The organism is Maribacter algarum (ex Zhang et al. 2020), assembly GCF_005885635.1.
GTDB lineage: Bacteria > Bacteroidota > Bacteroidia > Flavobacteriales > Flavobacteriaceae > Maribacter_C > Maribacter_C algarum.
On the sequence record NZ_VATY01000001.1, the window covers coordinates 394,636 to 420,428 of the forward strand.

General features: G+C 35.6%; 17 protein-coding genes and 2 tRNA genes. 8 read left to right on the forward strand and 11 right to left on the reverse strand.

The genetic code is table 11. The features are described from left to right. The first annotated feature begins 35 nt into the window (after positions 1-35). Positions 36-830, forward strand: a complete 795-nt coding sequence (locus tag FEE95_RS01800) for a DUF2797 domain-containing protein (protein ID WP_138656118.1) — start codon at positions 36-38, stop codon at positions 828-830. Between the two features lie 107 nt (positions 831-937). Here FEE95_RS01800 and FEE95_RS01805 read toward each other — a convergent pair whose 3' ends face one another. From FEE95_RS01805 to sppA, 3 genes are all read right to left on the reverse strand, one after another. Beyond that, positions 938-3,685, reverse strand: coding sequence for an AsmA family protein (locus FEE95_RS01805; protein WP_138656119.1), 2,748 nt, complete (start codon positions 3,683-3,685; stop codon positions 938-940). 62 nt (positions 3,686-3,747) lie between these two features. Then, positions 3,748-4,458, reverse strand: coding sequence for a queuosine precursor transporter (locus FEE95_RS01810; RefSeq protein ID WP_138656120.1), 711 nt, complete (start codon positions 4,456-4,458; stop codon positions 3,748-3,750). Between the two features lie 71 nt (positions 4,459-4,529). Continuing rightward, positions 4,530-6,290, reverse strand: coding sequence for a signal peptide peptidase SppA (gene sppA, locus FEE95_RS01815; protein ID WP_138656121.1), 1,761 nt, complete (start codon positions 6,288-6,290; stop codon positions 4,530-4,532). 73 nt (positions 6,291-6,363) lie between these two features. On the opposite strand from sppA, the gene folK reads away from it, so the two are divergent. Then, the gene (folK, locus tag FEE95_RS01820) at positions 6,364-7,509 is read left to right on the forward strand and encodes a 2-amino-4-hydroxy-6-hydroxymethyldihydropteridine diphosphokinase (RefSeq protein WP_138656122.1); all 1,146 of its coding nucleotides are present in this window, start codon (positions 6,364-6,366) and stop codon (positions 7,507-7,509) included. A 114-nt stretch (positions 7,510-7,623) separates the two neighbouring features. Here folK and FEE95_RS01825 read toward each other — a convergent pair whose 3' ends face one another. Then, a complete protein-coding gene (locus FEE95_RS01825) occupies positions 7,624-8,154 on the reverse strand; it encodes an RNA methyltransferase (RefSeq protein WP_138656123.1) in 531 nt (176 codons plus the stop codon). Positions 8,155-8,343: 189 nt separating this feature from the next. Here FEE95_RS01825 and mutS point away from each other — a divergent pair, with 189 nt between their 5' ends. The 3 genes from mutS to FEE95_RS01840 all read left to right on the forward strand — a co-directional run bounded on the left by mutS (position 8,344) and on the right by FEE95_RS01840 (position 11,291). Further along, the gene (gene mutS, locus FEE95_RS01830) at positions 8,344-10,965 is read left to right on the forward strand and encodes a DNA mismatch repair protein MutS (protein ID WP_212748412.1); all 2,622 of its coding nucleotides are present in this window, start codon (positions 8,344-8,346) and stop codon (positions 10,963-10,965) included. Positions 10,966-11,078: 113 nt separating this feature from the next. Continuing rightward, positions 11,079-11,153: transfer RNA gene (locus tag FEE95_RS01835), tRNA-Gly, on the forward strand. Between the two features lie 54 nt (positions 11,154-11,207). Further along, positions 11,208-11,291: transfer RNA gene (locus FEE95_RS01840), tRNA-Leu, on the forward strand. 108 nt (positions 11,292-11,399) lie between these two features. On the opposite strand, the gene FEE95_RS01845 is transcribed toward FEE95_RS01840, so the two are convergent. Genes FEE95_RS01845 through FEE95_RS22065 form a run of 3 tightly spaced genes read right to left on the reverse strand, consistent with a single transcriptional unit; the run spans position 11,400 to position 12,763 of the window. After that, a complete protein-coding gene (locus FEE95_RS01845; RefSeq protein WP_138656124.1) occupies positions 11,400-11,750 on the reverse strand; it encodes a hypothetical protein in 351 nt (116 codons plus the stop codon). Positions 11,751-11,754: 4 nt separating this feature from the next. After that, complete coding sequence (locus tag FEE95_RS01850; RefSeq protein WP_138656125.1) at positions 11,755-12,666, reverse strand: hypothetical protein; 912 nt, start codon at positions 12,664-12,666, stop codon at positions 11,755-11,757. Further along, positions 12,623-12,763 (reverse strand): hypothetical protein, encoded by a 141-nt coding sequence (locus tag FEE95_RS22065; protein ID WP_171036956.1) that lies wholly within the window; start codon positions 12,761-12,763, stop codon positions 12,623-12,625. Before FEE95_RS22065 ends, FEE95_RS01850 begins: the two co-directional genes overlap by 44 nt. An 839-nt stretch (positions 12,764-13,602) precedes the next feature. Here FEE95_RS22065 and FEE95_RS01855 point away from each other — a divergent pair. The 3 genes from FEE95_RS01855 to FEE95_RS01865 all read left to right on the forward strand — a co-directional run bounded on the left by FEE95_RS01855 (position 13,603) and on the right by FEE95_RS01865 (position 16,916). Further along, positions 13,603-14,958 carry an exopolysaccharide biosynthesis polyprenyl glycosylphosphotransferase gene (locus FEE95_RS01855; protein WP_138656126.1) on the forward strand — a complete coding sequence of 452 codons (1,356 nt, stop codon included), beginning with the start codon at positions 13,603-13,605 and terminating at the stop codon, positions 14,956-14,958. A 156-nt stretch (positions 14,959-15,114) separates the two neighbouring features. After that, positions 15,115-15,873, forward strand: coding sequence for a glycosyltransferase family 2 protein (locus tag FEE95_RS01860; protein WP_138656127.1), 759 nt, complete (start codon positions 15,115-15,117; stop codon positions 15,871-15,873). Positions 15,874-15,875: 2 nt separating this feature from the next. Then, the gene (locus FEE95_RS01865) at positions 15,876-16,916 is read left to right on the forward strand and encodes a glycosyltransferase (RefSeq protein WP_138656128.1); all 1,041 of its coding nucleotides are present in this window, start codon (positions 15,876-15,878) and stop codon (positions 16,914-16,916) included. 1 nt (position 16,917) lies between these two features. Here the strand turns inward: FEE95_RS01865 and FEE95_RS01870 are convergent, their stop codons facing one another. The 4 genes from FEE95_RS01870 to FEE95_RS01885 all read right to left on the reverse strand — a co-directional run bounded on the left by FEE95_RS01870 (position 16,918) and on the right by FEE95_RS01885 (position 25,682). Beyond that, positions 16,918-17,982 carry a hypothetical protein gene (locus FEE95_RS01870; RefSeq protein ID WP_138656129.1) on the reverse strand — a complete coding sequence of 355 codons (1,065 nt, stop codon included), beginning with the start codon at positions 17,980-17,982 and terminating at the stop codon, positions 16,918-16,920. A gap of 51 nt (positions 17,983-18,033) precedes the next feature. After that, complete coding sequence (locus FEE95_RS01875) at positions 18,034-21,858, reverse strand: glycosyltransferase (RefSeq protein ID WP_138656130.1); 3,825 nt, start codon at positions 21,856-21,858, stop codon at positions 18,034-18,036. After that, positions 21,851-23,074, reverse strand: coding sequence for a glycoside hydrolase family 2 TIM barrel-domain containing protein (locus FEE95_RS01880; RefSeq protein WP_171036957.1), 1,224 nt, complete (start codon positions 23,072-23,074; stop codon positions 21,851-21,853). Before FEE95_RS01880 ends, FEE95_RS01875 begins: the two co-directional genes overlap by 8 nt. 157 nt (positions 23,075-23,231) lie before the next feature. Further along, positions 23,232-25,682: a GumC family protein gene (locus tag FEE95_RS01885; RefSeq protein WP_138656132.1), complete on the reverse strand. Its 2,451-nt coding sequence runs from the start codon at positions 25,680-25,682 to the stop codon at positions 23,232-23,234. Between the last annotated feature and the right edge of the window lie 111 nt (positions 25,683-25,793).

A 25,793-nucleotide genomic window follows, 5' to 3' on the forward strand; every position in this document is an offset into this window, starting at 1 on the left:
TTAAAAGTTATCATTTTCAAATAAGAAATACTTTTATGCAGTACGAAGGTGTATTACGAAAAATGCAGACCGAAATCGCGAGTCCGATTCAATATTATATGGTTTTTAAGGATGATTTTCTAAATGTGAATCAGGTACTGAACAAGACCTTGAAAATCAATTTTATCAAGCATCAATGCTTGAACTGTGGCAACGACCGACCTATTTATCGTCAGGGTTTCTGTAAGAGCTGTTTTTTTGAGATTCCATCAGCTGGAGACTGGATTATGCGTCCTGAATTAAGCACCGCCCATTTAGGAAAAGAAGACCGTGACCTGGAATATGAAAAAAAAGTACAGCTGCAGCCTCATATCGTTTATTTGGCAAACTCTAGCAATATCAAAGTTGGCGTAACACGTAAAACGCAAGTCCCGACACGATGGATTGACCAAGGCGCACATGAGGCTATAGAAATAGTTGAAGTTCCCAATCGGTATTTAGCCGGAATTACCGAAGTAGCCCTGAAAGACCATATTGGAGATAAGACCAACTGGCGCAAGATGCTAACCAATGCAATTGAAGATGAGAATTTGGTGGAATGGCGAAGCAAGCTCAAACAATACATTCCAATGGAAGCACAGGAATATTTTTTAGACAATAATGGGGAAACACATTTGGAATTTCCTGTTTTGCAATACCCTAAGACAGTCAAAAGTTTGAATTTGTCTAAAACGCCTGAATTTGAAGGGGTTTTAAAAGGGATTAAAGGGCAGTACCTCATCTTTGAAGATGATACCGTTTTTAATGTTCGGGGAAGTGAAGGGTATTATGTCGCACTTGGAATTCATTAATAGAACTTTACTTAAACGCAAGGAGTGCAAAGAAAGCGCAAGGGTCGCAATGAGTTATTATTTCTTTGCGACCCTTGCGAAAAACCTTGCGCCCTATGCGTTTAAGCCTAATTAATGGAATCCTTCTCAGACTTCGTCGTATCTTTCTTTTTCTTCCGGTTCAGAAATCCACCCAAAATATCTTTTGCTTTTTCTTTTACAACATCTTCTTCCGTCTTTGCTGGAATAGAATCTGTTTTTGTAGCTGTCGTATCCTTTTTGTTTCCTCCTAAAATTCCGCCTAAAACATCTTTGACGGCATCTTTGGTTGGGTCCTCGGTTTTGGTGGAATCTTTTTCTTTTGAATTTCCTCCTAAAACATCAGTCAACAGTTCGGTGGCTTTATCTTTTCCTTTATTGATGAGTTTCTGCTTTTGAATTTCAATCAAGCGAGAAGTCAAAGTTTTAATTCCCGAAGTCAGGTCGGTAGTTACATTCGGATTATTATAATCCCCTCCAATATTGGCAACTACGGGTAGGGTTAAATTATCCAATTGACTGTCATCAATTTTTGCAATTAGGCTATTTACTTCGCTTCCCAAATATTTTGCAGGCACCTCCATTGATGCTTTATAGTCCATCTTTCTATCAAACGAATGCCCACCATCGATATTGATAGCAATGTCTTTATAATTAAGAGTAAAAGGCTTTACACTTACCAATCCGTCTTTGAAAGAAAGCTTTGTTTTTAAATCATCAAGGTTCAATTGCTTTAAGTCGATAAAATCGAGTTGACCCGCTAGGGATTGTAACAAAGGAGATGATTCCGTATCAAAATCCTTGGTAAAGATGTTGGCTAACATATCACCACTTAGCGTCAATAAATCGGGTGTTAAATTATCAGTCAACGCTCCGGATAATTCAATATCTGAATTAAGTTTTCCTTTTAGGATTTCCGCGACCGGAGCCAATACTTTAAACAGCTCCAAAGACTTGAAAGTTTCTCCAATTTGCAATTGGTCCATTCCCAATTTCATATTGAAAGTTGGTGTTTCTTCCTTGGTGGATACTTCTCCGTCAAAAGCCATTTTTCCACTGAAAATGGAAGTCGTCATATTACTTAAAGTCGCCTTCTCATCTTTGATTCTGAGGTTTCCCTTCACATTTTTTAAAACCAAATCATCATACAATACCGTATTTGCAGATGCATTGATATTCGCATCCAGAAAAGAGGGTATTTTAAGTTCTGCTTCTTTAGTGGTAGTCGAATCGCTTTCTGAATTTGTATCTGTCTCTGAAGTTTCATCTGCAGTCATAAAATCGCTTAGAGCAAAGGTATCGGACTTCAAATCAAAATCCCCTTCCACTTTTTCATTATTGAACATATAACCGAGGAGATTGTTAATGGTTCCCGTCGCATTGAAATCTGTTTTACCCGTAGTTCCGTCAAGTTCATTCAAAGTCACCGTTTTCGGGTTAAATGTCAAAGCTGTTGCTTTTAGTTTTACAGGATGCAATAACTCCTCTGAATTGTATTCAAAATCCTTTAGACTCATCTTTCCAGTGGTCTCCGTTTTCTCATATTGCTGGCTTTCTACGGAAGCCATATCGAATGCTGTTGTGATGTCTGCATCGAGAATCCCCTTTAAATCTAAATCTGCAGGCACTGGATAGGCTTGCTCGATATTCGCCAAGTTCATTTTTCCATCCAAATGGGCATTGACTTTGGTGTTGCCCATCAACTCATTAATATTGGCAACCATATTGAAGGTATCTTCATCAATCATAAAAGAGAGTTTTGTGATATCGACATAGGTATCTTCGGTAACGCCCGTTTTGTTGACAATATCTACATCAATGAACACATTACGAACTGATTTTGGCAAATCAGGATATTTAAATGAAGCATTATCTGAATTGATTCCGATATGAAACCTTGGGATGTAAGAATCATCAACAATTCCTTCAAATTTACCTTCGACTATAAAATCTCCAGTAGTTTGAACGTTTTCAATGTTCTTCGAATACTCTTGAGGAATCAGTGCCAGGAAATTCTTGAACTCCGAAGAAAGTGTTTTAAAACTGATATCCACTTCTTGATTGTCCTCATTCACTTTCACAAATCCGTCAAAAATCAAAGGCAATTGATTTATGACCGCTTCATTCTTCAGAAATGTATATTTACGCTCTTCCAAATCTATACCGATTACGGCATCTAAAAGCACTCTGTTTTCGTTGAGATAATTCGTGCTATCCATTTCGAAGGAAACCAAGGCCTCTGTGTGCGTGTCTAATTCGGAAGAAGCAAGAGAGAGGTCTCCTTTTCCTTCGTGCTGCAGATTGGAAAGTTCAAAGGACATTCCCGAGGACTTATCCAAATAAGAAATACTAGAGTTTATGATTTCGTAGGATTTCATATCAAGCTGAAATCCGGTCGATTCTTCTGCCTTCAATTCACTTTCCGTAGCCGAATCTCCACCAATATCATAGTTCGCATTTTCAGACTCATCCACTACAATATTGAGATTTGCACCGTCAATAAATAGGCTTTCAATTGCAATGGATTCATTTTCATTCTTGAAAAGCTGACGGATGCCCATTTTCAAATCCACTTGCTTCGCAGCAAACAACGTATCACCTTCAAAAGGAGCTTTGTTCAATAGAGTAATGTCAGTAAGCGAAACCTCCGCATCTGGAAAGCTACGCACAAGACTCAGACTAGCATCTGAAAAGTCGAGCGTTGCATTGACAGTATTGTTGACATTGTTCTTTATGATATCACCGATCTTCGCTTCTAGAATAAAAGGTGCAGCAATTAATACCCCTACTACTAACAACAAAAGAATACCAATAATCTTCAAGAATTTCTTTCCCATATCCATATAAAATTTACCTATTTCTATAACTCTCGGGAAAGCAGAATATTTCAAAAATTGGACTAAATATCCAAGTTAATTTCCTCCCCGATTTTAAGACCAAATCGTTTTCTTAGGAGATATACGAAGAAATAGAGAAAAGGGGTGTCAAAGAAGGCAACTAAAACCTTAAAAAGAAATCCAGCCACCAATAAACCTTGGAAACGCTCCCATTCTATTTCACGAAAATAACAAAGTAAAAGAAGAACAGTTAACGTATCTACAAACTGCGATAAAAATGTTGAGAAATTATTCCTTAACCAAAGGTGTTTTCCATTAGTTAGTTTTTTCCAAAAGTGGTAAAGGTGGACATCAACAAATTGGGCAAGTAAATACGCTATCATTGAGGCACCTACTGCTAAAATAGTTTTTCCGAAAACCTCCAAAAAAACTTCATCTTGAATCGGTGACCAACTAGTTGCTGGAACAATAGTGGCAACATAGACAATAGCAATGGAAAAAACTGACGCGAAAATACCCGCCACAATTATTTGATTTGCCTTTTTCTTCCCAAAGATTTCAGAGATTAAATCGGTAATTAAAAAAGTAATCGGATACGGCAATATACCCACAGAAACTTCAAAGAGGGAAGATCCAAAAACAGTAACATCCCCAAAAGGTTGCCAATAAAAGAACTTTTGAAAAATCAAGTTCGAAACTACTAAGGAGGTAATAAATAAAGCTCCTAAGTAGAGGTATGTTTTATAAGCAAGTTTTTTATCCTTTACGGTCATTTGTTACCCATTGCAACTAAGAAGCATCGTAAAACACCCCTAAAGTCCCCTCAAGGGGACAATCTCTTTTATTACTTGATGTCCAATACAAATGGCATTCTAGCTTGCGGACCTTTTTGTTCCATCACCGATTTTATTTGCTTTAAAATGGTATACGCCTCCACACCAATCTCGTCTTCGATAATACTCTTTTTCGCCTTTGCACCTGCACCACCGAAATCTTCCATAAACTGTTCTAGTCCGGTCTTATATCTTGGAAATTTCTTGATTCCGTATTCCTCTATTTCTGCCATTTTCGCCGCTTCTTCAATAGCATCGTTTAGATTCCCTAATTCATCAACCAAACCGTTGTTCTTCGCATCTACCCCACTCCATACTCTACCTTGCGCTAGACTATCGGCCTGAGCAACTGTAATTCCCCTACCTTGGGAAACACGGTCTAAAAAGGTCTCATACACATCTTCGATACCTTCTTGAACTGTATTTCTAAAAGTATCGGTCATCGGCTCAAAAAGGGAATAATCCACCGAATTTTCGTTGGTGCCAACTTGTTCTGCATTGATTCCAATATCTTCTGCCAACTCGGTCATATTGGGAATAGTACCAAAAACACCTATCGAACCTGTTATGGTTGTAGGTTCTGCAAAAATCTTATTCGCTCCGGCGGCAATATAATACCCACCGGAAGCCGCAACATTGCCCATAGAAACCACAACTGGTTTCTTCTCTTTGGCCAATTCGATTTCCCTCCAAATAATATCGGAAGTTAAGGCACTTCCTCCGGGAGAATCTACCCTCAAAACTATAGCTTTGACCTTATCGTCTTCTTTGGCTTTGATTATGGCTTCGTTCATTAAACCTTGCCCAATTTGTTGTGGCCCGCCCTCTCCATAAATGATTTCGCCTTGAGCGTAGATTACGGCAATTTTATCTTTGCCAGATTTTTTCATTTTCGGATTTGAACGCTTCAAATAGTCCTCAAGTGCTATGATGTTCAAGTCATTATCCAAAACTGAATCAACAGCGTACTTCAATTTAGCCTCATACTGATCGTGAAAAACGATTCCGTCTATTAGTCCGGATGCTTTTGCTAACTCTGGAGTTCTTCCTCCTAGGGTATCAGCAATTCGATTTAAATCTTGCGGAAGAATGTTTCGCCCATCCGAAATTTCCTCAACCACTGAATTCCACAAAGAGCTTATCAACTCCTTGATTTGTGTTCGGTTCGCATCGCTCATTTCATTCTCTAAAAAGGGCTCAACAGCGCTTTTATATTTTCCGTGTCTGATAACCTCCATCTTGACGCCTGTCTTTTCTTGAAGGTCTTTAAAAAATAGAACTTCAGAAGCCAAACCCTTAAAATCAATGGCCCCAACAGGATTTATAAAAATGGAATCGGCAACACTTGCCAAATAGTAGTCTTTCTGCATGTAGAAATCAGAAAAGGTATAGATGAATTTTCCCTTGTTCTTAAAGTCTTGTAAGGCTCTCCGAATTTCTTGGGTCTGGGCATAACCAGCCATCGTAAAATTGTTATTGATGCTAATTCCTTTGATGTCATCATCATTTTTAGCGACTTCAATAGCATTCAAAATTTCATCTAGCCCTTGAGACTCTTGAAAAAGCGTTCCGAAAGGGTCATCGGCATTAGAACCAACATAATCACTTATAGGCAGTTGAAGTTGCAACTCTAAAACTGAATTCTTCTTTACCGCTACTCCATCTTCAGCACTGCCAAATAAACTAGCAAATAAGAAAAACATGAAAAAGACAATGCCAAAAGCAACAAGACAGCCTAAGATGGCTGCCAAAAAATTTCGTAAAAACTTCATAAATGGTGTGTTATAAATATCTTTCAAAGATAATGAAAGTGAATTTGTTTTATTTACTTTGTTACTCCCTATTATGAGCTCAACCAAAACCGTACATCTTTCCCTTGGAAGTAATATTGAAGATAAACTGAATAATATTCAGGATGCCATCTTTGCTATTCATCAGACTGTTGGAGAAGTATTACGCATATCACCTGTTTACCAAAGCAGTGCATGGGGATTTGAAGCCGAGGATTTTTTTAATATCTGCATAACGATTCAAACACAATTAGCTCCGGCAACCTTACTCGATGCTCTATTGAAAATCGAGGTTCAACAGGGAAGAATTCGGTTAAAAGAGGATGGCTACGAACCTCGTAAAATAGATATCGATATTCTGTATTATGAAAAGGAAACGATATTTAATGACAACCTGGTGATACCGCATCCCGAATTGCCTTTTCGAAAGTTTGTATTGAGACCCTTGGCGGATATTGCACCTCAGTTCTATCATCCAGTGTTAAACAAAGATTCACGGAATCTTTTACAAGAATGTAGAGATAAGGGAACACTCGAAAAAAAAACATATCGTCTTTTCAAGGATAGAAATGACCTTTTTGCACATACCAATTTTATAGCAATCGAAGGAAATATTGGCGCAGGAAAGACGACTCTAGCCAAAAAAATAGCAGAGGATTTCAATGGAAAACTAGTACTAGAACGTTTTGCGGACAACCCTTTTTTACCAAAATTTTATGAAGACCAAGGCCGCTATGCTTTCCCTTTGGAAATGTCTTTTTTGGCAGACCGTTACCAGCAATTTACCGATGACACATCGCAGTACGACCTCTTCAAAAGTTTTATGGTTAGTGATTACGATATTTATAAATCATTGATTTTTGCCCAAGTAACCTTGCAAAAAGAAGAATTTGCACTCTATCGAAAGCTTTTCAATTTGATGTATAAGGAGGTTAAGAAACCGAAGATTTATGTCTATCTATACCAATCTACTGAACGGCTATTGAAAAACATTAAAAATCGTGGAAGGGATTACGAGCAAAACATTGAACCCGAATACCTTGAGAAAATCAACTCCGGATATTTCGAATTCATCAAAAGTTACCCGGAGCAAAACAATTTAGTAATTGACTTAGGGGATATGGATTTTGTGCAAAACCCAGAAGACTATGAAACCCTAATCGATAAAATTCTAAAGTTCGCGGTTCAATTGCCATTTTAAGTTAATTTTAAGGAAAATGTTGCATAGAACATATGGATTTCCTTAATTAGCGGCAACGAAAACATAACTAACTAACTCAAACTATATACCCAGCCCGATTTTATCGGGCTTTTTTTATGCATTCAACTTTCGCCAAAAATCCCAAATTACAACACCTGCACTGACGGAGATATTCAGGGAATGCTTTGTGCCGAATTGGGGAATCTCTACCACTTTTGAGCAGATATCGACTACGCTTTGGTCCACTCCTTTCACCTCGTTACCGAAAACCAGAACATACTTTTTTGAAGTTTCCACTTTTAGTTCGTTGAGCATTATGGCCTTTTCAGCCTGTTCAATGGCTATTGTTTCGTATCCTTTTGAATTATATTCGGTGATCAATTCAATGGTACTTTCTCTGTACTCCCAATGAACACTTTCTGTAGCTCCCAAAGCTGTCTTTCTAATATCTTTGTGAGGAGGAGTTGCGGTAATTCCGCAGAGATAGATTTTTTCAATTAAAAAAGCATCCGCTGTTCGAAATACGGAACCGATATTGTTCAAACTTCGAATATTATCGAGAACAACTATAATAGGGGTCTTCTTGGCGTTTTTGAATCCGTCAACATCCAACCGGGGTAATTCTTCGTTTTTTAGTTTTCTCATTTGGCTATTGGCTATTGGCTATTCAAAAGATAATTTATCTGAGCTTGAACCTGTCTCGCCGGCAGGCAGGCTTTGTATTTATATAGCAAAAGTTATCCCCATACTATCAACAATACTGTGGTTTCCTTGGCAAAAATAGTACATTCGTTTCTACCGATAGGTATGCGATAAAATTTCAATACAATCACATTGGCAAAAAAAGTAAAAGTAAAGAAGGTAACCCCTTTGATGCAGCAGTATAATACCATCAAGACGAAATATCCTGATGCCTTATTGCTGTTTCGCGTGGGTGATTTCTACGAAACTTTTGGTGAAGATGCGGTTAAATCTTCTAAGATATTAGGAATCATCTTAACCCATAGAAACAATGGGGGCGATAGAACTGAATTGGCCGGTTTTCCACACCATTCCTTAAATACCTATTTACCAAAATTGGTAAAGGCTGGTCAGCGTGTTGCCATATGTGACCAACTGGAAGACCCCAAAATGACCAAGACCATTGTCAAAAGGGGGGTAACTGAATTGGTGACTCCTGGTGTGGCGATGAACGATGACATTCTTGATACCAAGACCAATAATTTTCTTTGCGCGGTTCATTTTGGAAGAAAACTAATCGGTGTTTCATTCGTAGATATTTCAACAGGAGAATTTTTAACTTCCGAAGGTACTGAAGAGCAAATAGATAAATTACTTCAGAATTTTGCGCCAAATGAAGTATTGGTTTCCAAAACACATAGGAAGGATTTTTTAGACGTCTTTGGAAATCAGTTCCATACCTTCTTTATGGAAGATTGGGTATTTCAGGAAGATTACACTCAAGAAACCCTTAACAATCATTTCAAAACCAAAACTCTCAAAGGTTTTGGGGTTGACCATTTGAGTAATGGCACTATTGCCTCTGGAGTGGTTTTACATTATCTATCTGAAACCCAACATCGCCAATTGCAACATATCAATTCGTTAAAGCGAATTGCGGAAGAGGAATATATTTGGATGGACCGATTTACCATCCGCAATCTTGAATTGTACCATTCTACCAATTTGAATGCGGTTACGCTTCTCGATATTATTGATAAGACGATTTCGCCTATGGGCGGACGATTGTTGAAACGATGGTTGGCGCTTCCCTTGAAGAACGTGGAGAAAATCCGAAAAAGGCATCAGGTTATTGGGCATTTAACACAAGAAGAAGATACCCTTCAAAGATTACGGCAACATATAAAAAAGATGGGTGATTTGGAACGACTGATTTCCAAAGTCGCTACCGGAAAAATTAACCCGAAAGAAGTGGTTCAGTTGAAGAATTCTTTGGAAGCCATTATTCCTATAAAACAAATGACTTCCCAGACTGATAATGAAGCTTTGCAATTGATTTCTGACCAATTGCACCCTTGTGATTTATTACGTGACAAAATAAAGGAGATGCTAAATGAGGAGGCTCCCGTGCAAATTCCAAAAGGAAAAACCATAGCCGATGGGTATTCTGAAGAACTTGATGAGCTACGAGCTTTGGCTTTTTCAGGGAAAGACTATCTAGCTAAGATGCTTGAGCGAGAAACCGAACGCACTGGCATTACCTCATTGAAAATAGCCTCAAACAATGTCTTTGGATATTACATTGAAGTTCGAAATACGCATAAAGACAAGGTCCCCGAAGAATGGATTCGCAAACAAACCTTAGTCAATGCAGAGCGGTATATTACCGAAGAACTAAAAGAATACGAGGCTAAAATACTAGGTGCGGAAGAGCGTATTCTAAGTCTTGAAAACCAGTTGTTTTCACAATTGATTGTTTGGATGCAAGAATATATTGCTCCAGTCCAAAATAACGCCTATCAAATCGCACAGCTTGATTGCCTTTGTGGATTTACACAGCTAGCCAAGGAAAACAAATATTGTGAACCTATTCTGAATGATTCTACGGAAATTGAGATTCGAAATGGGAGACATCCGGTAATTGAACAACAATTGCCATTGGGGGAAGCGTACATTGCCAATGATGTTGTTTTGAATCGCGATAATCAGCAAATCATAATGATTACAGGGCCGAATATGAGTGGTAAATCCGCTATTTTACGGCAAACTGCCCTAATTGTATTGCTGGCCCAAATGGGAAGCTTTGTACCTGCTGAGTCAGCCCAAATAGGCTTTGTTGATAAAATCTTTACGAGAGTTGGTGCAAGCGACAATATCTCTATGGGTGAATCTACCTTTATGGTGGAAATGAACGAGACTGCTTCTATTTTGAATAATCTCTCTGAGCGAAGTTTGGTCTTGCTTGATGAAATTGGTCGTGGCACAAGCACCTATGATGGTATTTCTATTGCATGGGCGATTTCAGAATATCTACATGAACACCCTGCTCGGGCGAAAACCCTTTTCGCTACCCATTATCATGAGTTGAATGAAATGACTTCTACTTTTGAGCGTATTAAGAATTTCAATGTTTCTGTAAAAGAATTGAAAGATAATGTGCTTTTCCTTCGCAAACTTACCGAAGGAGGAAGCGAGCATAGCTTTGGAATACATGTAGCAAAAATGGCCGGAATGCCTCAGGCGGTAATTGCGAAAGCTAACAAAATCTTAAAGAAGCTTGAGAAATCCCATTCTAATGAAGAGCTCACTGATAGCCTAAATGCCGCTCAAAACGAAATGCAGTTGAGTTTTTTTAATTTGGATGACCCACTTTTAGAACAGATAAAAGAAGAGATAACGCATTTAGATATCAATACCCTTACCCCAGTTGAAGCCCTGATGAAACTGAATGAAATAAAGCGTTTATTGACTAAAAACAAAAAGGCAACAAGCTAAATTTAGAGCTGCTATTTTTTAAAAGAAATTCCTTTGGATTTTATAGAATTGTATTAAATTTGCATCCGCATTAATTAGTAATGCACGTTCTTTTTAATGTAAGATTACCACATGCGAAAGTAGCTCAGGGGTAGAGCATCACCTTGCCAAGGTGGAGGTCGAGGGTTCGAATCCCTTTTTTCGCTCCAAAAACGCTGCTAGTCAGCGTTTTTTTATTCATGTACTGCGAGTACATTGATGAGGCTCGAGTGGTGGAATTGGTAGACACGTTGGACTTAAAATCCAATGGACATTAGTCCGTATGGGTTCAAGTCCCATCTCGAGTACAGAAAACCCTGATAATCAATTAATTATCAGGGTTTTATTTTTTATAGGGCTTTGAACAGGTTAACCTTAAATTTTAAGTATGGTCAGCTTGTTTTCCAATATGATTCTTACTCAATCTCACCCTGTTCCCTTTTTTGCCACAAATGAATCCTCACCTCTTCATAAACAGCTTGTTTAATGACATTATCATTTACAAAGTCATTCATCATAGCCCAACCCAAGGCATATGAACTCGCGAATTCGTCAATGTCGCCAAAACCAAGCTCATAGTATTTTTCCTCCACTTCTTTATAGTCCAAATGATAAGGTTTGGAATCTGCCACCTGATATAATAATGTATTGACTTTTTGAAACAATTCTCCAACACCTGTTTGTAGTCTATTTACAAATCCGAATCTTGTTCCGTCGGATGGTATTGCTTTTTTCAGATGAGACATTTCTGAATCAGTTTTCTTCATATTTCTATATTTTTCTAGTTACTTTATTTTGAATTTTTACTTTATCGTTAAAAAAGAAATTGAATGCTAGAAGTACGCTAAGTACTAATGTTATATAAAATTTTATATTCGGTTTATTAAAGCCTGTCTCTTGCCAGTTCAAAAGGATTATCATAACTGAATACAAACTAATAATAACGGGTACTAAAAGAAATGGTCTTGGTTTCCTTTTTCTTGCACCGTAGTAAATGAAAGCTCCCAGCCAACCCAGATGGGCATAAAGATGTAGCATTAGGAAATAAATGAAAGATCTGTAGGACCAAAACCCTCCTACCCCATCACTATTTGTGAGCAAGCTTTCTATTCCAATTATAGGAACCCAGGGACGTAATGAGGCATCTCTTAAAGTGATGATGTCATGTAAATAAGGAAGCGTACTAATTAAAATTATAGCAAACCATATCATTGAAGTGGGGAGATCCAATCTATTTTTCTTAAGATAGGCCAACACCGAAATAAGACTAATACCGAGCAAAAGGATGAGCTTTACTTCCGGTGTGTTGGCCCCTGATTTTCTTAAGTTAAATAGGATTATGAAGATTTGATAAGCTCCCATTATAACTGGTATGAAAAGGGCAAAATAGTAAGATGTACGTTTTGAAACAAAGAGCCAGGCCAACCAGCCAAACTCGGTGAAGAGAAAAATAAAAATAGTGTAGAGGAACATTCTATAGGTCGAAAAACCTAAAACCTTTCCTTGACCGTCTGTTAGTAAAATTTCGATGCCGAAGATTGGCACCCATTCTTGTAGACCGCTATTAAAAGTAGTAATTGCTTCGTGCAAATAAGGAAGCGATGACAAGCTAACAATTGCCATCGCTATCCAAAAACCTTTAGGTATCTTCGTTTTTAACTTCTTTTTTTTCAATTGAGTCATAAAGATTGTCGTCTGCTTCAGCGTTATCTGAACAAGATGTAAACATGCCAGTAACGAATAAAACAGCTAATGCAAACACTAGGTTTTTTGCTTTCATAATTAACTTTTTTAAGGGTTAAACTATCTTAAGTTAACTATTCAAACATCCCGAAAATTGCATTTTTCAAGCTGCTTTCGACAAACTACCGCTTTTCATTATAATAGGACAAATTACGCGGTTTTACCGTAAAAATAGGTATGCAAAACCTTTGATTTCTGGAGGTTTTAACCTGTCGCTACATGAGGCATTTAGTAGATTTATTTGAGGTTTTATTTTTAAACCACAATGGGGGTCAAGGAATAACAAGCAATTTTTTATTTTTCAACGAACATTGGGATAGAGAGATTAGATTATAATTTAAAAGTTAGTGCCGTGAAATGAACAAAGATTTGACATAAGGATCTATCTCGAGTAAATAAAAAGTCAAAACCCTTTGTTCTAGTAATGCCAAGTCGTTTACCGAATTTTTTATCCTTTGGTCGTTCCGGCCTGAATTTGAGTTTATCGGATTACTTTAGTAAGAAAAATCTTCGGAATATTGGGCTAGCCTTGCTTTTTATTGATGCTTCTTTTTTTCTTTAAATCTAATGAACGTTTTTATCTAGGTGCAGTCATCGAAAAACACCATAAATTGTTGCCCATATTTGTACATAAATCTATCTTTACGCAAACATTGAATATGTGTAGTCCCCCGCAATCCGTGTACTTCCTACCTCTTATAACGGCTAATTTTGCAGTAGAATAGATTGGAAAATCGTATCTTATTGCAGAACTCTTTTAGTAGTAATACGTTGTATTGTCCAACAAGAGTATTTTAATGATTTATTCAGAATTATAGTACAATAAATTGGAACAATTGACAAGGGTAAAATAATTAGAGTTGTTCATTTGGGTTAATGAAAAAATTTAAAAAATCAGACTTAGTTATTCCAATCTCCATTGTGATACATCTATGTATTATTAATGGCATACTATGGTTGCTTACCCCAGAAACGTACCTCAATAAAATCAATTACATCTACTACAATGTAGCATGGCTAAGTATTGCATATGCAATTAATTACTACCCCACAGATAGGAAGGAACGATTCACTACTAATTTTCACAAGAGCTTTCAACTATATATTGTTTTCGGACTAGCATACTTTGCGCTATTTGGTTTTACAAACCAAAGCTTTGATTCTTTAGAATATCAACTCCTTATTTTCGCCTTAATATGCCTATGTATTACCTGGTATCGGGTAATTTTCTTTTGGGCAAGGGGTAAGTATCGAAAAGTAGGGGGGAATTCTGTTAACGTTGTGGTTATCGGACGAGACACGATGCTAAAGAAAATTCGCAATGTATTCGATGATCCTTTTCTTGGGTATCGTTACAAAGGCTATTTTGACGATATACCTTCGACCAGCCCAACCTATCTAGGCAAAGTCTTAGACTGCTTCTTATATATCCTTGAAAATGATATCGACGAGATTTATTGTGTTGCCTCAAAATTCAACAAAAAAGAACTCCAGAATCTTATCAATTTTGCGGATAATAATCTGATTCGAATAAAAGTCATTCCCGATAACAAACAAATATTTTCTAGGGCAATGTCAATTGAATCTTATGACAATATTCCCGTACTAAATTTAAGAAACGTTCCGTTAGATACAGAATACGCGAGAATATTAAAGCGTACCTTCGATATCGTATTTTCTTCAATTGTAATCGTCGGCGTGCTATCCTGGCTATCACCTATACTTTTTATTTTGGTCAGATTAGAGTCACCAGGATCTTTATACTTTAAGCAAAAACGTCACGGCCTTAAAAGAAAACCTTTTTGGTGTTACAAATTTCGATCTATGACCTCATCTGCAGATGCTCATACAAAAATGGCCACAAAAAATGATATGCGTCTTACCCGTATGGGTAAATTCATGCGAAAGACTAGTATCGACGAACTCCCACAGTTTTTTAATGTATTCATGGGAGATATGAGTGTCGTAGGCCCAAGACCTCATATGGAATTACATACTTTAGACTATGAGGTTTCAGTAGACAAATACCTAGTTAGACATTTTGTAAAACCAGGCATAACAGGTCTTGCTCAAATAAAAGGTTTTAGAGGAGAAATTATTGAAAAAGCGGATATTCTAAACCGAACAAGACTGGACATTTTTTATGTTGAAAAATGGTCGTTATGGTTAGATTTTGATATTATTTTCAAAACAGTTTTCAATGTATTCAAAGGGGAGGAACGAGCTTATTAAGAAGATTTCCAAACGGTATTTTAATCATCAAATAAAGTTATATTTAGCAGAAATATTTTAAAAAGAATTAACCTAGTTTTCTGCTTTTAGCTGTTTTTAGAAAAACATATTTAAATTACCATATCCAAATAGTTAAAGTTTTCAAATCCTTATTAAGTGATTGATAAAAACCCTTTGATTAGTATAATAACCGTAGTCTATAATGGCGAACGGTATTTACAACAGACCATTGATAGTGTAGCAAATCAGAGCTATAAAAATATCGAATATATAATCGTAGATGGAGAGTCCACTGACGCTACACTTTCTATTATTAAAAAAAATAGCAACCATATTTCACAATGGATTAGTGAGCCCGATGAAGGGTTGTACGATGCAATGAATAAAGGTATCGGAATGGCTAAGGGGGTTTTAATAGGCATCATCAATAGTGACGACTGGTATGAACTTAATGCCGTAGAAACTGTTGTTAATACCTATCTAGAGTTTCCTCAAAAAACAATATTCCACTCAAATCGTTTTGATGTTGATAATGATACTAAAAAAATCAGAAAATTTAATCCATCAAATTTTAAATTCAAATATTACGGAATGACATACAACCATCCAAGTATGTTCATTTCTCCCAGGGAATATAAAGAACATTTGTACAATACTACGCTAAAGTCGCTTTCAGATTACGAATTTATACTTACCGCATTTTTAAGGGATCCTGATAGATTTTACTATATCGACCAAACCTTGGTCAATTATCGACTAGATGGTATAAGTGCTCATATGGGGTTTTTAGAAAGTAAAAAAGAGGCATATCTTGCGAGAAGGCAAGCTGGAATGTCAATTTTAGAACGTGTCTTTGCAGTCATTTTCGGGTCTTTAGTTAGACTTTTTTACCCCATTTTTAAATTCTTGAAATAATTATGGGTGCGTTTCGAGAAAAAGAAATTCTGAAGGTTGGATTATTTTACCCTGATTTAGACAAAGAAGGGGGCTACCCTCGTGATGTTTTACGTTTATTCAAAGAACTGGAGAGTAAAGATGGTATTAAAGTAAAAAAAATCAAAAGTCTACCTCAGCTCCTTGTTTCGCTCAAAAAGTTAGACTGTGTTCATGTTTTTGGCTTTTTTTCTTTCAAAATTTTCCTAACATGTCTGTTATGTATTGTCTTTAATAAAAAATATATAGTATCAGTTTTCGGCCAGTTATTACCGGGAGCCCTATCCATTGGCAAACTAAAAAAGATTTTCTTCATCAATTGCTTTGGTCGTTTTATTTTAAGAAGAGCGAGCAAAATTCATGTATTCACAGATTACGAAGCGAAAGAACTTATTAAATATCAAATTTCAACACCAACTTTTAAGAGTTTTTTTGGAATATATCCCGAAGACGTCAAAAATACCCAAGAAATTATGCCTTTGGTCATGAAAAAACCATTTTTACTCTTCTTTGGACGACTAGATATCCATCAAAAAGGGTTAAATATTTTATTGGAAGGTTTTAAAAAATATAGTATCAAAAGTGAAATGTTTGATTTGGTAATTTCCGGACGTAACTACAATAACGGAAATCTGTATATTGAAAATTTTCTAAGGAAAAATAATTCAAAAAGTAGAATTCATTTTTTAGGCGAGGTTACTGAAGTAGAAAAAGAAGCTTTATACTCTTATGCCGCAGCGATTATATATCCTTGCCATTTTGATGGAAATCCAAGACCGCTAAGACACGCCCTTTGTAGGAAGAAAAAGATATTGACTACTTTTCAAACTAATTTTGCCGATCAACTAGAACCTCACAACTGGGGGGTACTATTTGAAAACACTAGTTTGGACTTAGCCGAGGGAATTGAGAAATTTGAGGAAGTATCAACAAAGATTCCTTATGAAGAACCTTCAAAAACGAGATCTTGGGATTATTGCAGCAATGAATTTATGGTAGCGTATGCCGCCACAATTAATAATTAAATCAAGGTAACGAACACCATTCTATCTCGTGCAAGTCACTATATTCCCATTGTCCAAAGCGACCAAAAGGTAGAATATTGTTTTCCTTAAGAATAGCGATGTTTTCCAAAGTAGTTTCATCTTCTATATTTTCAGTTGGATAACTCGTTGGAGCATATAAATCCCGTAAATATTTCAACTCCTTAATTTCAGGCACAATTTCTTTTATGCGCAGTTGAATTGCCTTTTCTTGGACCTCTCCATACTTATGTGCTTGCAATTGTACAAGTAATAAAGAATCAGTGACCGAAATACATCTTAAGATTGAAGAATTGTAATCACAATCATAAACAACTTCATTTTCTTCCATTTCTCCATCAAAAGTATAATAGAAAAAATAGGCAGGAATACTTTCAAAGTTATAGGCAGAAGGTTTTTGACAAAGACTCAACAATTCGGGCAAATGTATTGTAGATATAAGGTGATCGTAATTTATAATAATTTCATTGGTAATTACTTCTTTTTTAAGGTAATCAATTTTTTCAATGTCACTGTACTGTATAATATTAGGCTCTATTTTTTGGATGGCCAGATTAAACAATGAAAGTCCATTGATATAACCGATTCGGGTGGCTTTATTTTTAGATAAATAGTGTCTTTCGATTTTTGAACGTACTTGTTTATATGGCTTGGTTAGCATCTTTTCACTCCACTGTTTTAAACCTAAACAAAGCCACTTATTTATACTTTCATTTGAAATCATAAAATCGGCAAGAGAGTTTTCTCCAATAGTATGTTCTCTAAAATCAAAATTTGCCACATCGGTATACCTAACCCTTATAGGCTTTTGCTTAGGAATATTCTTAAATAAATCGCTTAGGTAAAGTTCTGATTCAAGTACAGGAAAAATTGGCAGGGGACTGAACTCGATTTCATGGTGCTGTATAGTTAAAAAGTGATTTCTAGAGGATTTTTTTAAAATAACAATATCACTAGCATTATATCTTTCCAATAATTTGTGATAAGCTATTAGCGAGGCGTAACCATATCCAAGAAGACATATTTTTTTATGTATTTTTTTCTTCATTTTATTATTGGTTAAAATTGTTTTGGTTCTTTGTAAAATACAATCTAGAAACTAATAGTGGTTCGCTTTATGACCTTCAGATAGAGGTGTATTTAAAGTTTCGATGACCGAAGTTGCAACGTTCGCTTCAGTATATGTTAGTAAAAGATTGTAATTAGTGTACTCGGTTGGTATGGTAACATCAATCTTAGAATTAATACCAAGTGGTTTTATTGCTAATACATTGCCACTTTGATCATACTTGATAAACATCCATTCAAATTTATCCTTCAAATTTTTGGTATTTGTATGCTCCCATTTCCCATCTTGATTAATTAATGCATGATAACTTACCTTATCACCTGGCATAAGCCTTAAAGAAGGTTTCAAAATTCTAATTTTAGGCACTAAAAAGGTATGCTTTGGTACATTCCAGATATTTTTAAGTTTAAAAAAATCTGACTTCTTTTTACCTCTAAAATCAAGAACTCCGTCGAAGGTAATATCTTTAACCCTCCATTCATTCTGCCAATTTTTAATGAAAATTGACTTATTTGCCAATACCTTATAGTTATTGATATAGTTCCGTACATCTATGCTACTTATAAAATGTTGTATATTATTCGACTCCGCAAACTTCACAAATTCATTCAAAAAGTAATCATCCCCGACTTTTAATCCATATGCGTCGACTGTTATGCCCTTTGATTTCATGTTACGTACCCTTTCAATAGAAAATTGCGAAAGTTGAATTTCTTGCATGACATATCTTTGACTGTCAACTCGATGAATTTCATTTACCAAGTCACGGAGCCATTGATAATATGCCTCTTCTTGCTTTAAGAAAACAAAATAATTATTGCAATTTCTAAGTCTAGACCAGAAATCATCCTTTAGTAACCAACCCTTTATATGAACATGATTATTTAATTCTTTGATTCTTTGAATAATTTTATTTTTAAGTTCCTCAAGCAATATTTTATCTTTTACAAAATCTACCGTATTTAATAAATCGAAACTGTATATTAAGTCGAGTTTATTCTCTTTCGAGTATTTCAAAACATTCTTATCATAAATAGAAGATTCTTTATATTTCAAAAAATTAATGTTTAGCTCTTTCATCAAACGAAAATCACGTTCGAGCTCCCCTTTTTTCGCCACATAATTATTCTCTATCCAGTTTACATATTTTTCATAACCTGCTCCTTGTATTTTCTGATCTATTTGTTTGGGAACGTAACTGTTTTTAATAATGGTATCGTTCATTACATTCTCACCATTAAAAGTATCATTCTTCGAGAAGAAAGAAAAGTTACTGGCATTGTAGTCCGAGAACGACCAATCTAAATATTCATAAGAGTATTCATGCTTATTGATAGGAATATTTTTATCGAAAGATGAGTTAAAGAAAACTACTGCATTAATTTCTGGGTATAAAGAATCAATTGAACTAAAGGCATTGTGAAACCATTCTTTTCGATTCCCGCCAATTTTCAAAGAACCCAATTCCGCAAGCAAAACAGGTTTGTAAGGCAGTTGCTTTAGCCCTTCATGAAAAGGGTGGTAAAGTTCTTTGAATTCATACCATTTACCATCCGAATTTAGTTTTCCATAATTTAACAGGGTTATACCAATCCAATCAACAAATTCATCACCCGGATAATATTTTGCAATTGCATTGTCCTTCCAGGGATTCCATACCCATACAACATTTTCAACATGCATATTTTCAAATATTCTATAAACATATTGCCAAGCTTCTATAAACTCCTCAGGCGTATTTTTACCTGTCAAAGACCATGGATATCCTGGATTATCAAATTCATGTGCAAATCGCAAAAATACAGGAGCATCAAACTCTTGAATTCTCCTTGCCATTTTTTTTATATAATTGTCAAATGTTCCCTCGGTAATATGATAAAAAACCTTTTTATTATCGCTAAGTCCAGGAATTGAATCACTAATTTGGAAGTCACTCGTCCAAGGTTCCCAAGATATCATTGGTACAGCACTACTTGTTTTTATTTGTTGTAGATACTCCATGGAAATGAGACTTTTCTCTGAATCTCCCCAAGGAATATACATTGATACAATTTGATAATTCAATTTGGTTTTTTTCTGGATTTTACTGATTTGTTCAATATCAGAAATACCCGTAGAATCAGATGGTTCGAAAATCCCATAATACATATAACTCATATTCGTTTCAGTATATGATTCTACATCTTCCCAGACACTTTCTTCTATTTTATTGAGTAAGAAGTAGGATAAAAATATGGATGCCATCAAAATTGGGAGAGCTATTTTACGAATACTAGTAAAAATGATATTGGAAAGATTGCTAATATATTCTTTAATCTTCTTTAGCGAATCAATAGTATGGCTTTCTAAATTGGTCCTTAATATTCTATTTCTATTCATAAGTTTAGAGGCTCCGTAAACACTCATAAACATAAATACAGCGTTTAACAAAGCAAAAAAGGCCATAATAAGACTAAAGGGGGTTAAATCCCTATTTAGGCCATAAACGATAGCAATTACCGATAGAGCCCCAATAATTATGTTCGGAATAGCGATCGTCAGATTAGTTTCTTGGTTTTCACTTTTAGGGGTTGGAAGATATGGAATCTTTTTTCTGACAAATGTATAAACTACTCCCAGCGAATAAACCCACCATGTAATTATTTGCAAAAGCCCACCTATAATATGAAAACCCCTCTCTCGTTTATCAATAACCCATTGCTGAATATAGGTTCGAATCATGAGAGAACTCATATAAACGGGCATACTAATTATGACAAAGTATAAAAAATTACCAGTCCATGGCATTTCAGACATAAACAACGAAATAATCGGGATCAAGAAACTTATTAAGTAAATAAAACCTATCAAATAGTGCAAGGGCAAAAGCGCATAATGAATTTTTTGTCTAGTAGTGAGTTGTCTAAATATTCTGGGGTAAACTTTGTATAGTAGTTCAAAAGTGCCCCTTGACCATTTTAATTGTTGCTTATAATAAGATGTTAGATCTACCGGAACCATACCCTTTGCTAGAATTTTGGGTACATAAACCGACTTCCAGCCCTTTGCATGAATAAGCATAGCTGTATGCATATCTTCCGCCAAACCTGGGGCATGTCCTCCAATACTATCAAGAGCTGATCTTCGAAAAGTACAATTCGCTCCAATCGCATTGACGGTACCATAAGTGTTCATTCCCATCATCATGGGGCCATAAAAATGAAAAGTCTGTTCTGCTGCTCCTCTAGCTACTAATGTCTCATGCTTGTTGTGGTATGCTTGAACAATTTGAACAAACCCGACCTTTTCATCTTTAAAATAAGGTATAACCTCGTTTAGAAGATGAGGCTTTGGTATGTGGTCTGGATCTAAAATCAGACATATTTCTCCCTTGGCAAATCTTAGGGCGTTATTAATATTTCCCGCTTTGGCATCTACTCTGTTGTCTCTTGTGACATGTATTATTCCCAATTTTCGACATTCTTGCTTAAGAAAAGGATCATTGGCCTCATCACATAGATAAGTATTATGCGGATAGGTAATATTCTGAATAGCTTTTAGAGTTTTAAGAGTCATTTCATAAGGCTCACCCGGAAAATATGTTGTTAAAACATCTACCGTAAATGCCCTATTCAGTTTAGGCTTTTCTGGAATGGAAATACTGAAATAATGATACCATAAGTATACTTTCTTCAAGATTCCGTAGAAAATCAAGATTGAGAGGAGTGTATATAAGAGTGTATTTCCCTTAAATTCAGACTTATAGAAGAAATACAAAAAGTTGACAATACTGAGTAGTCCAATTACGATCATAATCTTGACGGTAATTGATTCAACTCTAGTAGGTGCTTTAACCTCCCTCTTTTTTTTATTCATTATTTGGATTTAGGACATAAAAAGGAACGTTCGCGGTTGCATGGAATTCCTTATTATCTTCAACATATACAAAAAGCCTATAAGGCCCTTCCTTCATTGGTGAAATGAAACTTGATTTCGTTGAACCACTGCTTAAAAAGAGATTATTTATCGGTGCTGGCTTTGCTTCTTCTCCGTAATGTAGGTAATTCCAATTCTCAGGCCGAATTTCCCAACGGGTTTTAAATTGTGAAGAGGATTGATTATCTGCTAGCAATAGTTGTGTATTTACCTTTTCATTAGAGTTGAGAATAATACTTTCCTGCGCGCCCTTACCATTCAATAGAACATAATTAATTCTTGGACCCAAAAATGTTCGTTCTTGGTTTTTCCATAAGCTTTCCATTTCAAACACGGCTTGAGTCCTTTTGCCAGTCTCCGAAAAAAAACTGAACCAAGTGTGCGTTCTTTCTTGCTTATGGCCCCAATAAAAAGTCAACGACCCTAAGAATCTTCCATCGTCTAGAGTTTTAATATACTTTTCATATCTATTTTTATACTGTTCAGCCTTCTTGGTACTTGTCTGTTCTATTGGAGAATTCCATAAAGTTTGTTCTGCTTCCCAAGGGCCGTTAACTCCGAACTCACTAAAGACATAAGGTCCGTGCCATAGTGGATAAATCAGTTTCTTTCTAGAACCAAATGTACTTAACTCCCCAAAAATATTGATGCTTAATAAATCTAGGTTATTGACCTTATGATTAATACTTAAAATTCTACTTCTATCAAAACCTCCCACTGCAGTACTTACTGGATGATTATGATCTGTTTCTTTAACCAGTCGAACAAGTTTATTAAAATTATCATAGAAATTATCATCACCAGGTAGATCAGGTGCTTTCAGTTCGTTACCTAACATCCAATATAGCAAGGCAGGGTGATTTTTGTACTTAATGACGAACGCCCTTATATCTTCAAAAAGACGATTCATTTGACTATTATTAGCATAAACCGAATCGGGGACTATATATCTTGGTATAGGAATGTCCAAAATAACTGCTAAACCAGCTTTGTCCGCTTCATCTAAAGTCTGTACTAAATTGGTGGTGTCATAAATTCGTATCGTATTTCCACCTGCTTTCTTTAGCTCTTTAAAATTAGAATTACCTGAAGTGCCTTTGATTAAGAAAATCTTACCGTTACGCACAAGTTCATAGCCCGAAGAGGTCTTTCTCACAAATACTGTTGCTTCTATTTTTTCTTGTGAACATGATTGGAATAAACCAAGAAAAAGTATAACGGCGGTTGTACTTATGGCTATTTTATTTTTATAATTTTCATAAAAAAAGCGCAGTATATATATAAATTTTTGATAAAAAATGGCCAAACGTATTTTATGAATTCTTTCTAAAAATTATGGTTTTCATTTTATCAAAAGTCTTTCGACCAAATGAAATATACTTCACATACAATTTCTTAAGAGTCCCGTAAATGAGGTTCTTTTTGTTTATAACTTCGAAAGATTCGACTTCCCCGTAACCATATTCATATCCATAATTATATTCTTTATCATTATGACCAACACCATTCAATAGATATACCATATTTCTTAGCTTGTTCTGAGCAAAAATCTCTTTAGAGAATTCGAGCAATTTTTTCTTGGTATAATTTGCTCTAGTTACAAAAAGAGTAATGTCTGCAAATGGGGCAATTAACAAAGTATCAGACACCAACATTGTGGGGGCCGTATCTATGACAACAAAATCATACTCTTTTTTAGCATTTTCAATAAAAGTACCGAAGGCATTTCCTGAAAGTAATTCTGATGGATTGTGAGGAACCTTACCTGTAAAGCAAACCTGGAGATACTTGTTTCTTAAACCATTAGCAGTTATGGGTTCTTTCCAATCAATCTCAGGGTACAACAAATAATGTGACAGACCTAATTCGCTGCTTTGGTCAAAAAATGTCTGCAGTTTCGGATTCCTCAAATCACCTCCAACAATCAATATTTTTTTCTTCAAACTTGTAAGCGCAAATGCCAAATTTAGTGCGGTTAAAGTTTTTCCTTCACCTTTCACTGAAGATGTCACTAAAATTACTTTTCCATTAGCATATTCGGATACTTTTCCCAAATGATAAATAATATTTGCACTTAATAATCTATACGATTCAGCAAGAACTGAGCGGTCATTCACTTCAAGAAAGCGTTTGTCATTTTCAAAAAACGGTATCTCACCTATTATTGGAATTTCAGAATTCGTCTGAATTAAATCTTTTCGTTCATGAATTTTATTGTCAAAAGTAAATCGAACATAAAGAACCAAGAATGGTATTGCTAGCCCTAAGAAAAGGCAAATAGGATAGGTAATAAGCTTTTTAGGAGAAACCGGTTTTTTTTGCGTTAAACCGTAATCAACTATTTTAATTGAAGGTGCCGTAATCGCATAATTAACAGCGGCTTCTTCTCGCTTTTGCAGTAATAACAAAAATAGTTTCTCTTTAATTGATTGCTGCCTTTCAATAGATCGCAGCATTTTCTCTTTTTCAGGCAACCTCGAGAACATGTCATTGGCCAAATCTTTCTGTTCATCGAGTTTTTTTAAAGATGAGCCCAATTGCCTTCGAAACACATTTAACGTCTTAAGAATATTTTGTTTGGCACTTTCTAATTGAGCATTCATATCTTGAAGTGTTGGATGATTAGTTCCAACACTTGTCATAAGTTTACTTCTTTCAAGAGAAAGCTCATTAAATTCTGAAACTAAGTTATTGATGCTACTATTTTCTAAACCAACATCGGATGGCAGTAAGCTATAGGACTGCTCGTTAACAAGTGCCGATTTTAGCAAATTTGATAGGGTAATTTGGGTCTCCAAATCAAAAACCTCGTCTTCAGCAACAGATTTTTTCCTTAAGATACTCGTAGCATCTTCTTCAATATAAGAAAGATTATTAGCCTGTTTATAACCTTGTTTTCCGGCTTCTATTGAATCTAGTTCTCCTGAAAGGTATAGAAAACGTTCATCTAAAAAGTCCAAGGTTCGTTTTGAAATTAACTGTCTATCTCGAATACCATCTTCATTAAATTTTTCAATAGTTTTATTCAAAATATCTTCCGAACGTTGCCCGCTCTCTCCTACGAGCCATAAAGTTAGAATTTCACTTTTCTTGTTTGAAGGTTGAACCTGCAGATTATTAGTCAGGTTCATTACAGCTTCCTTCTTAGGGTGAATAGCTACTTGATAAACTACATCTTCATATTCTTCTAGAACAATACCCTCCAATGGTCGAATATTGAATGGTAAACCAGTCATAGAACTTCCCAGATTATTATATTCAACAAAATATTCCCTATCATAATCATCAGTAATATGAAAACCTTCGGCCTTTAATTCAACTTCAAACCATAATGGCTCGATAGCTTCCTCAGATAACAAATGATCAGCAACAACAAAAGGTTGGTTCCAGATTTCCGAGGTTTTGAAAGTGCCTTTGTAATAGTATGAAATATCTAAGTCTAGGTCGTTTACAACTTGGTCTAAAAGACGGTATGATTTTAAAATCTCTATCTCATTGTCCATGTTGATTTTGCTATCTGACCAAAATAAGGTAGAGGGGTCTTTTGCAATATCCAATTCTTTGGTATCGTCTATAATCTTGATTTTGGCCATAGTTAGAAAAGTAACTGAAGCATAACGCATATAAAGAAAACCAATAAAAAGACTAAGCAAGGTCATGCCTAAAAAAAATGGCCAATACCTAAAATACTTCATAAAAGCATCCGTTAGTGAGAACAAATCCTTTTTCTCGAAATAATCAAAGCTATCTTTCAATTCATCCATCTCGGTACTTGCTTTTTAGGTTTTAAAGCGTTGTCAAAATTAATTTTTAAATTTCAAATATAAAGTTTCTACATCAGAGTATAAGATTTTACCGACAATCGCATCAATTAG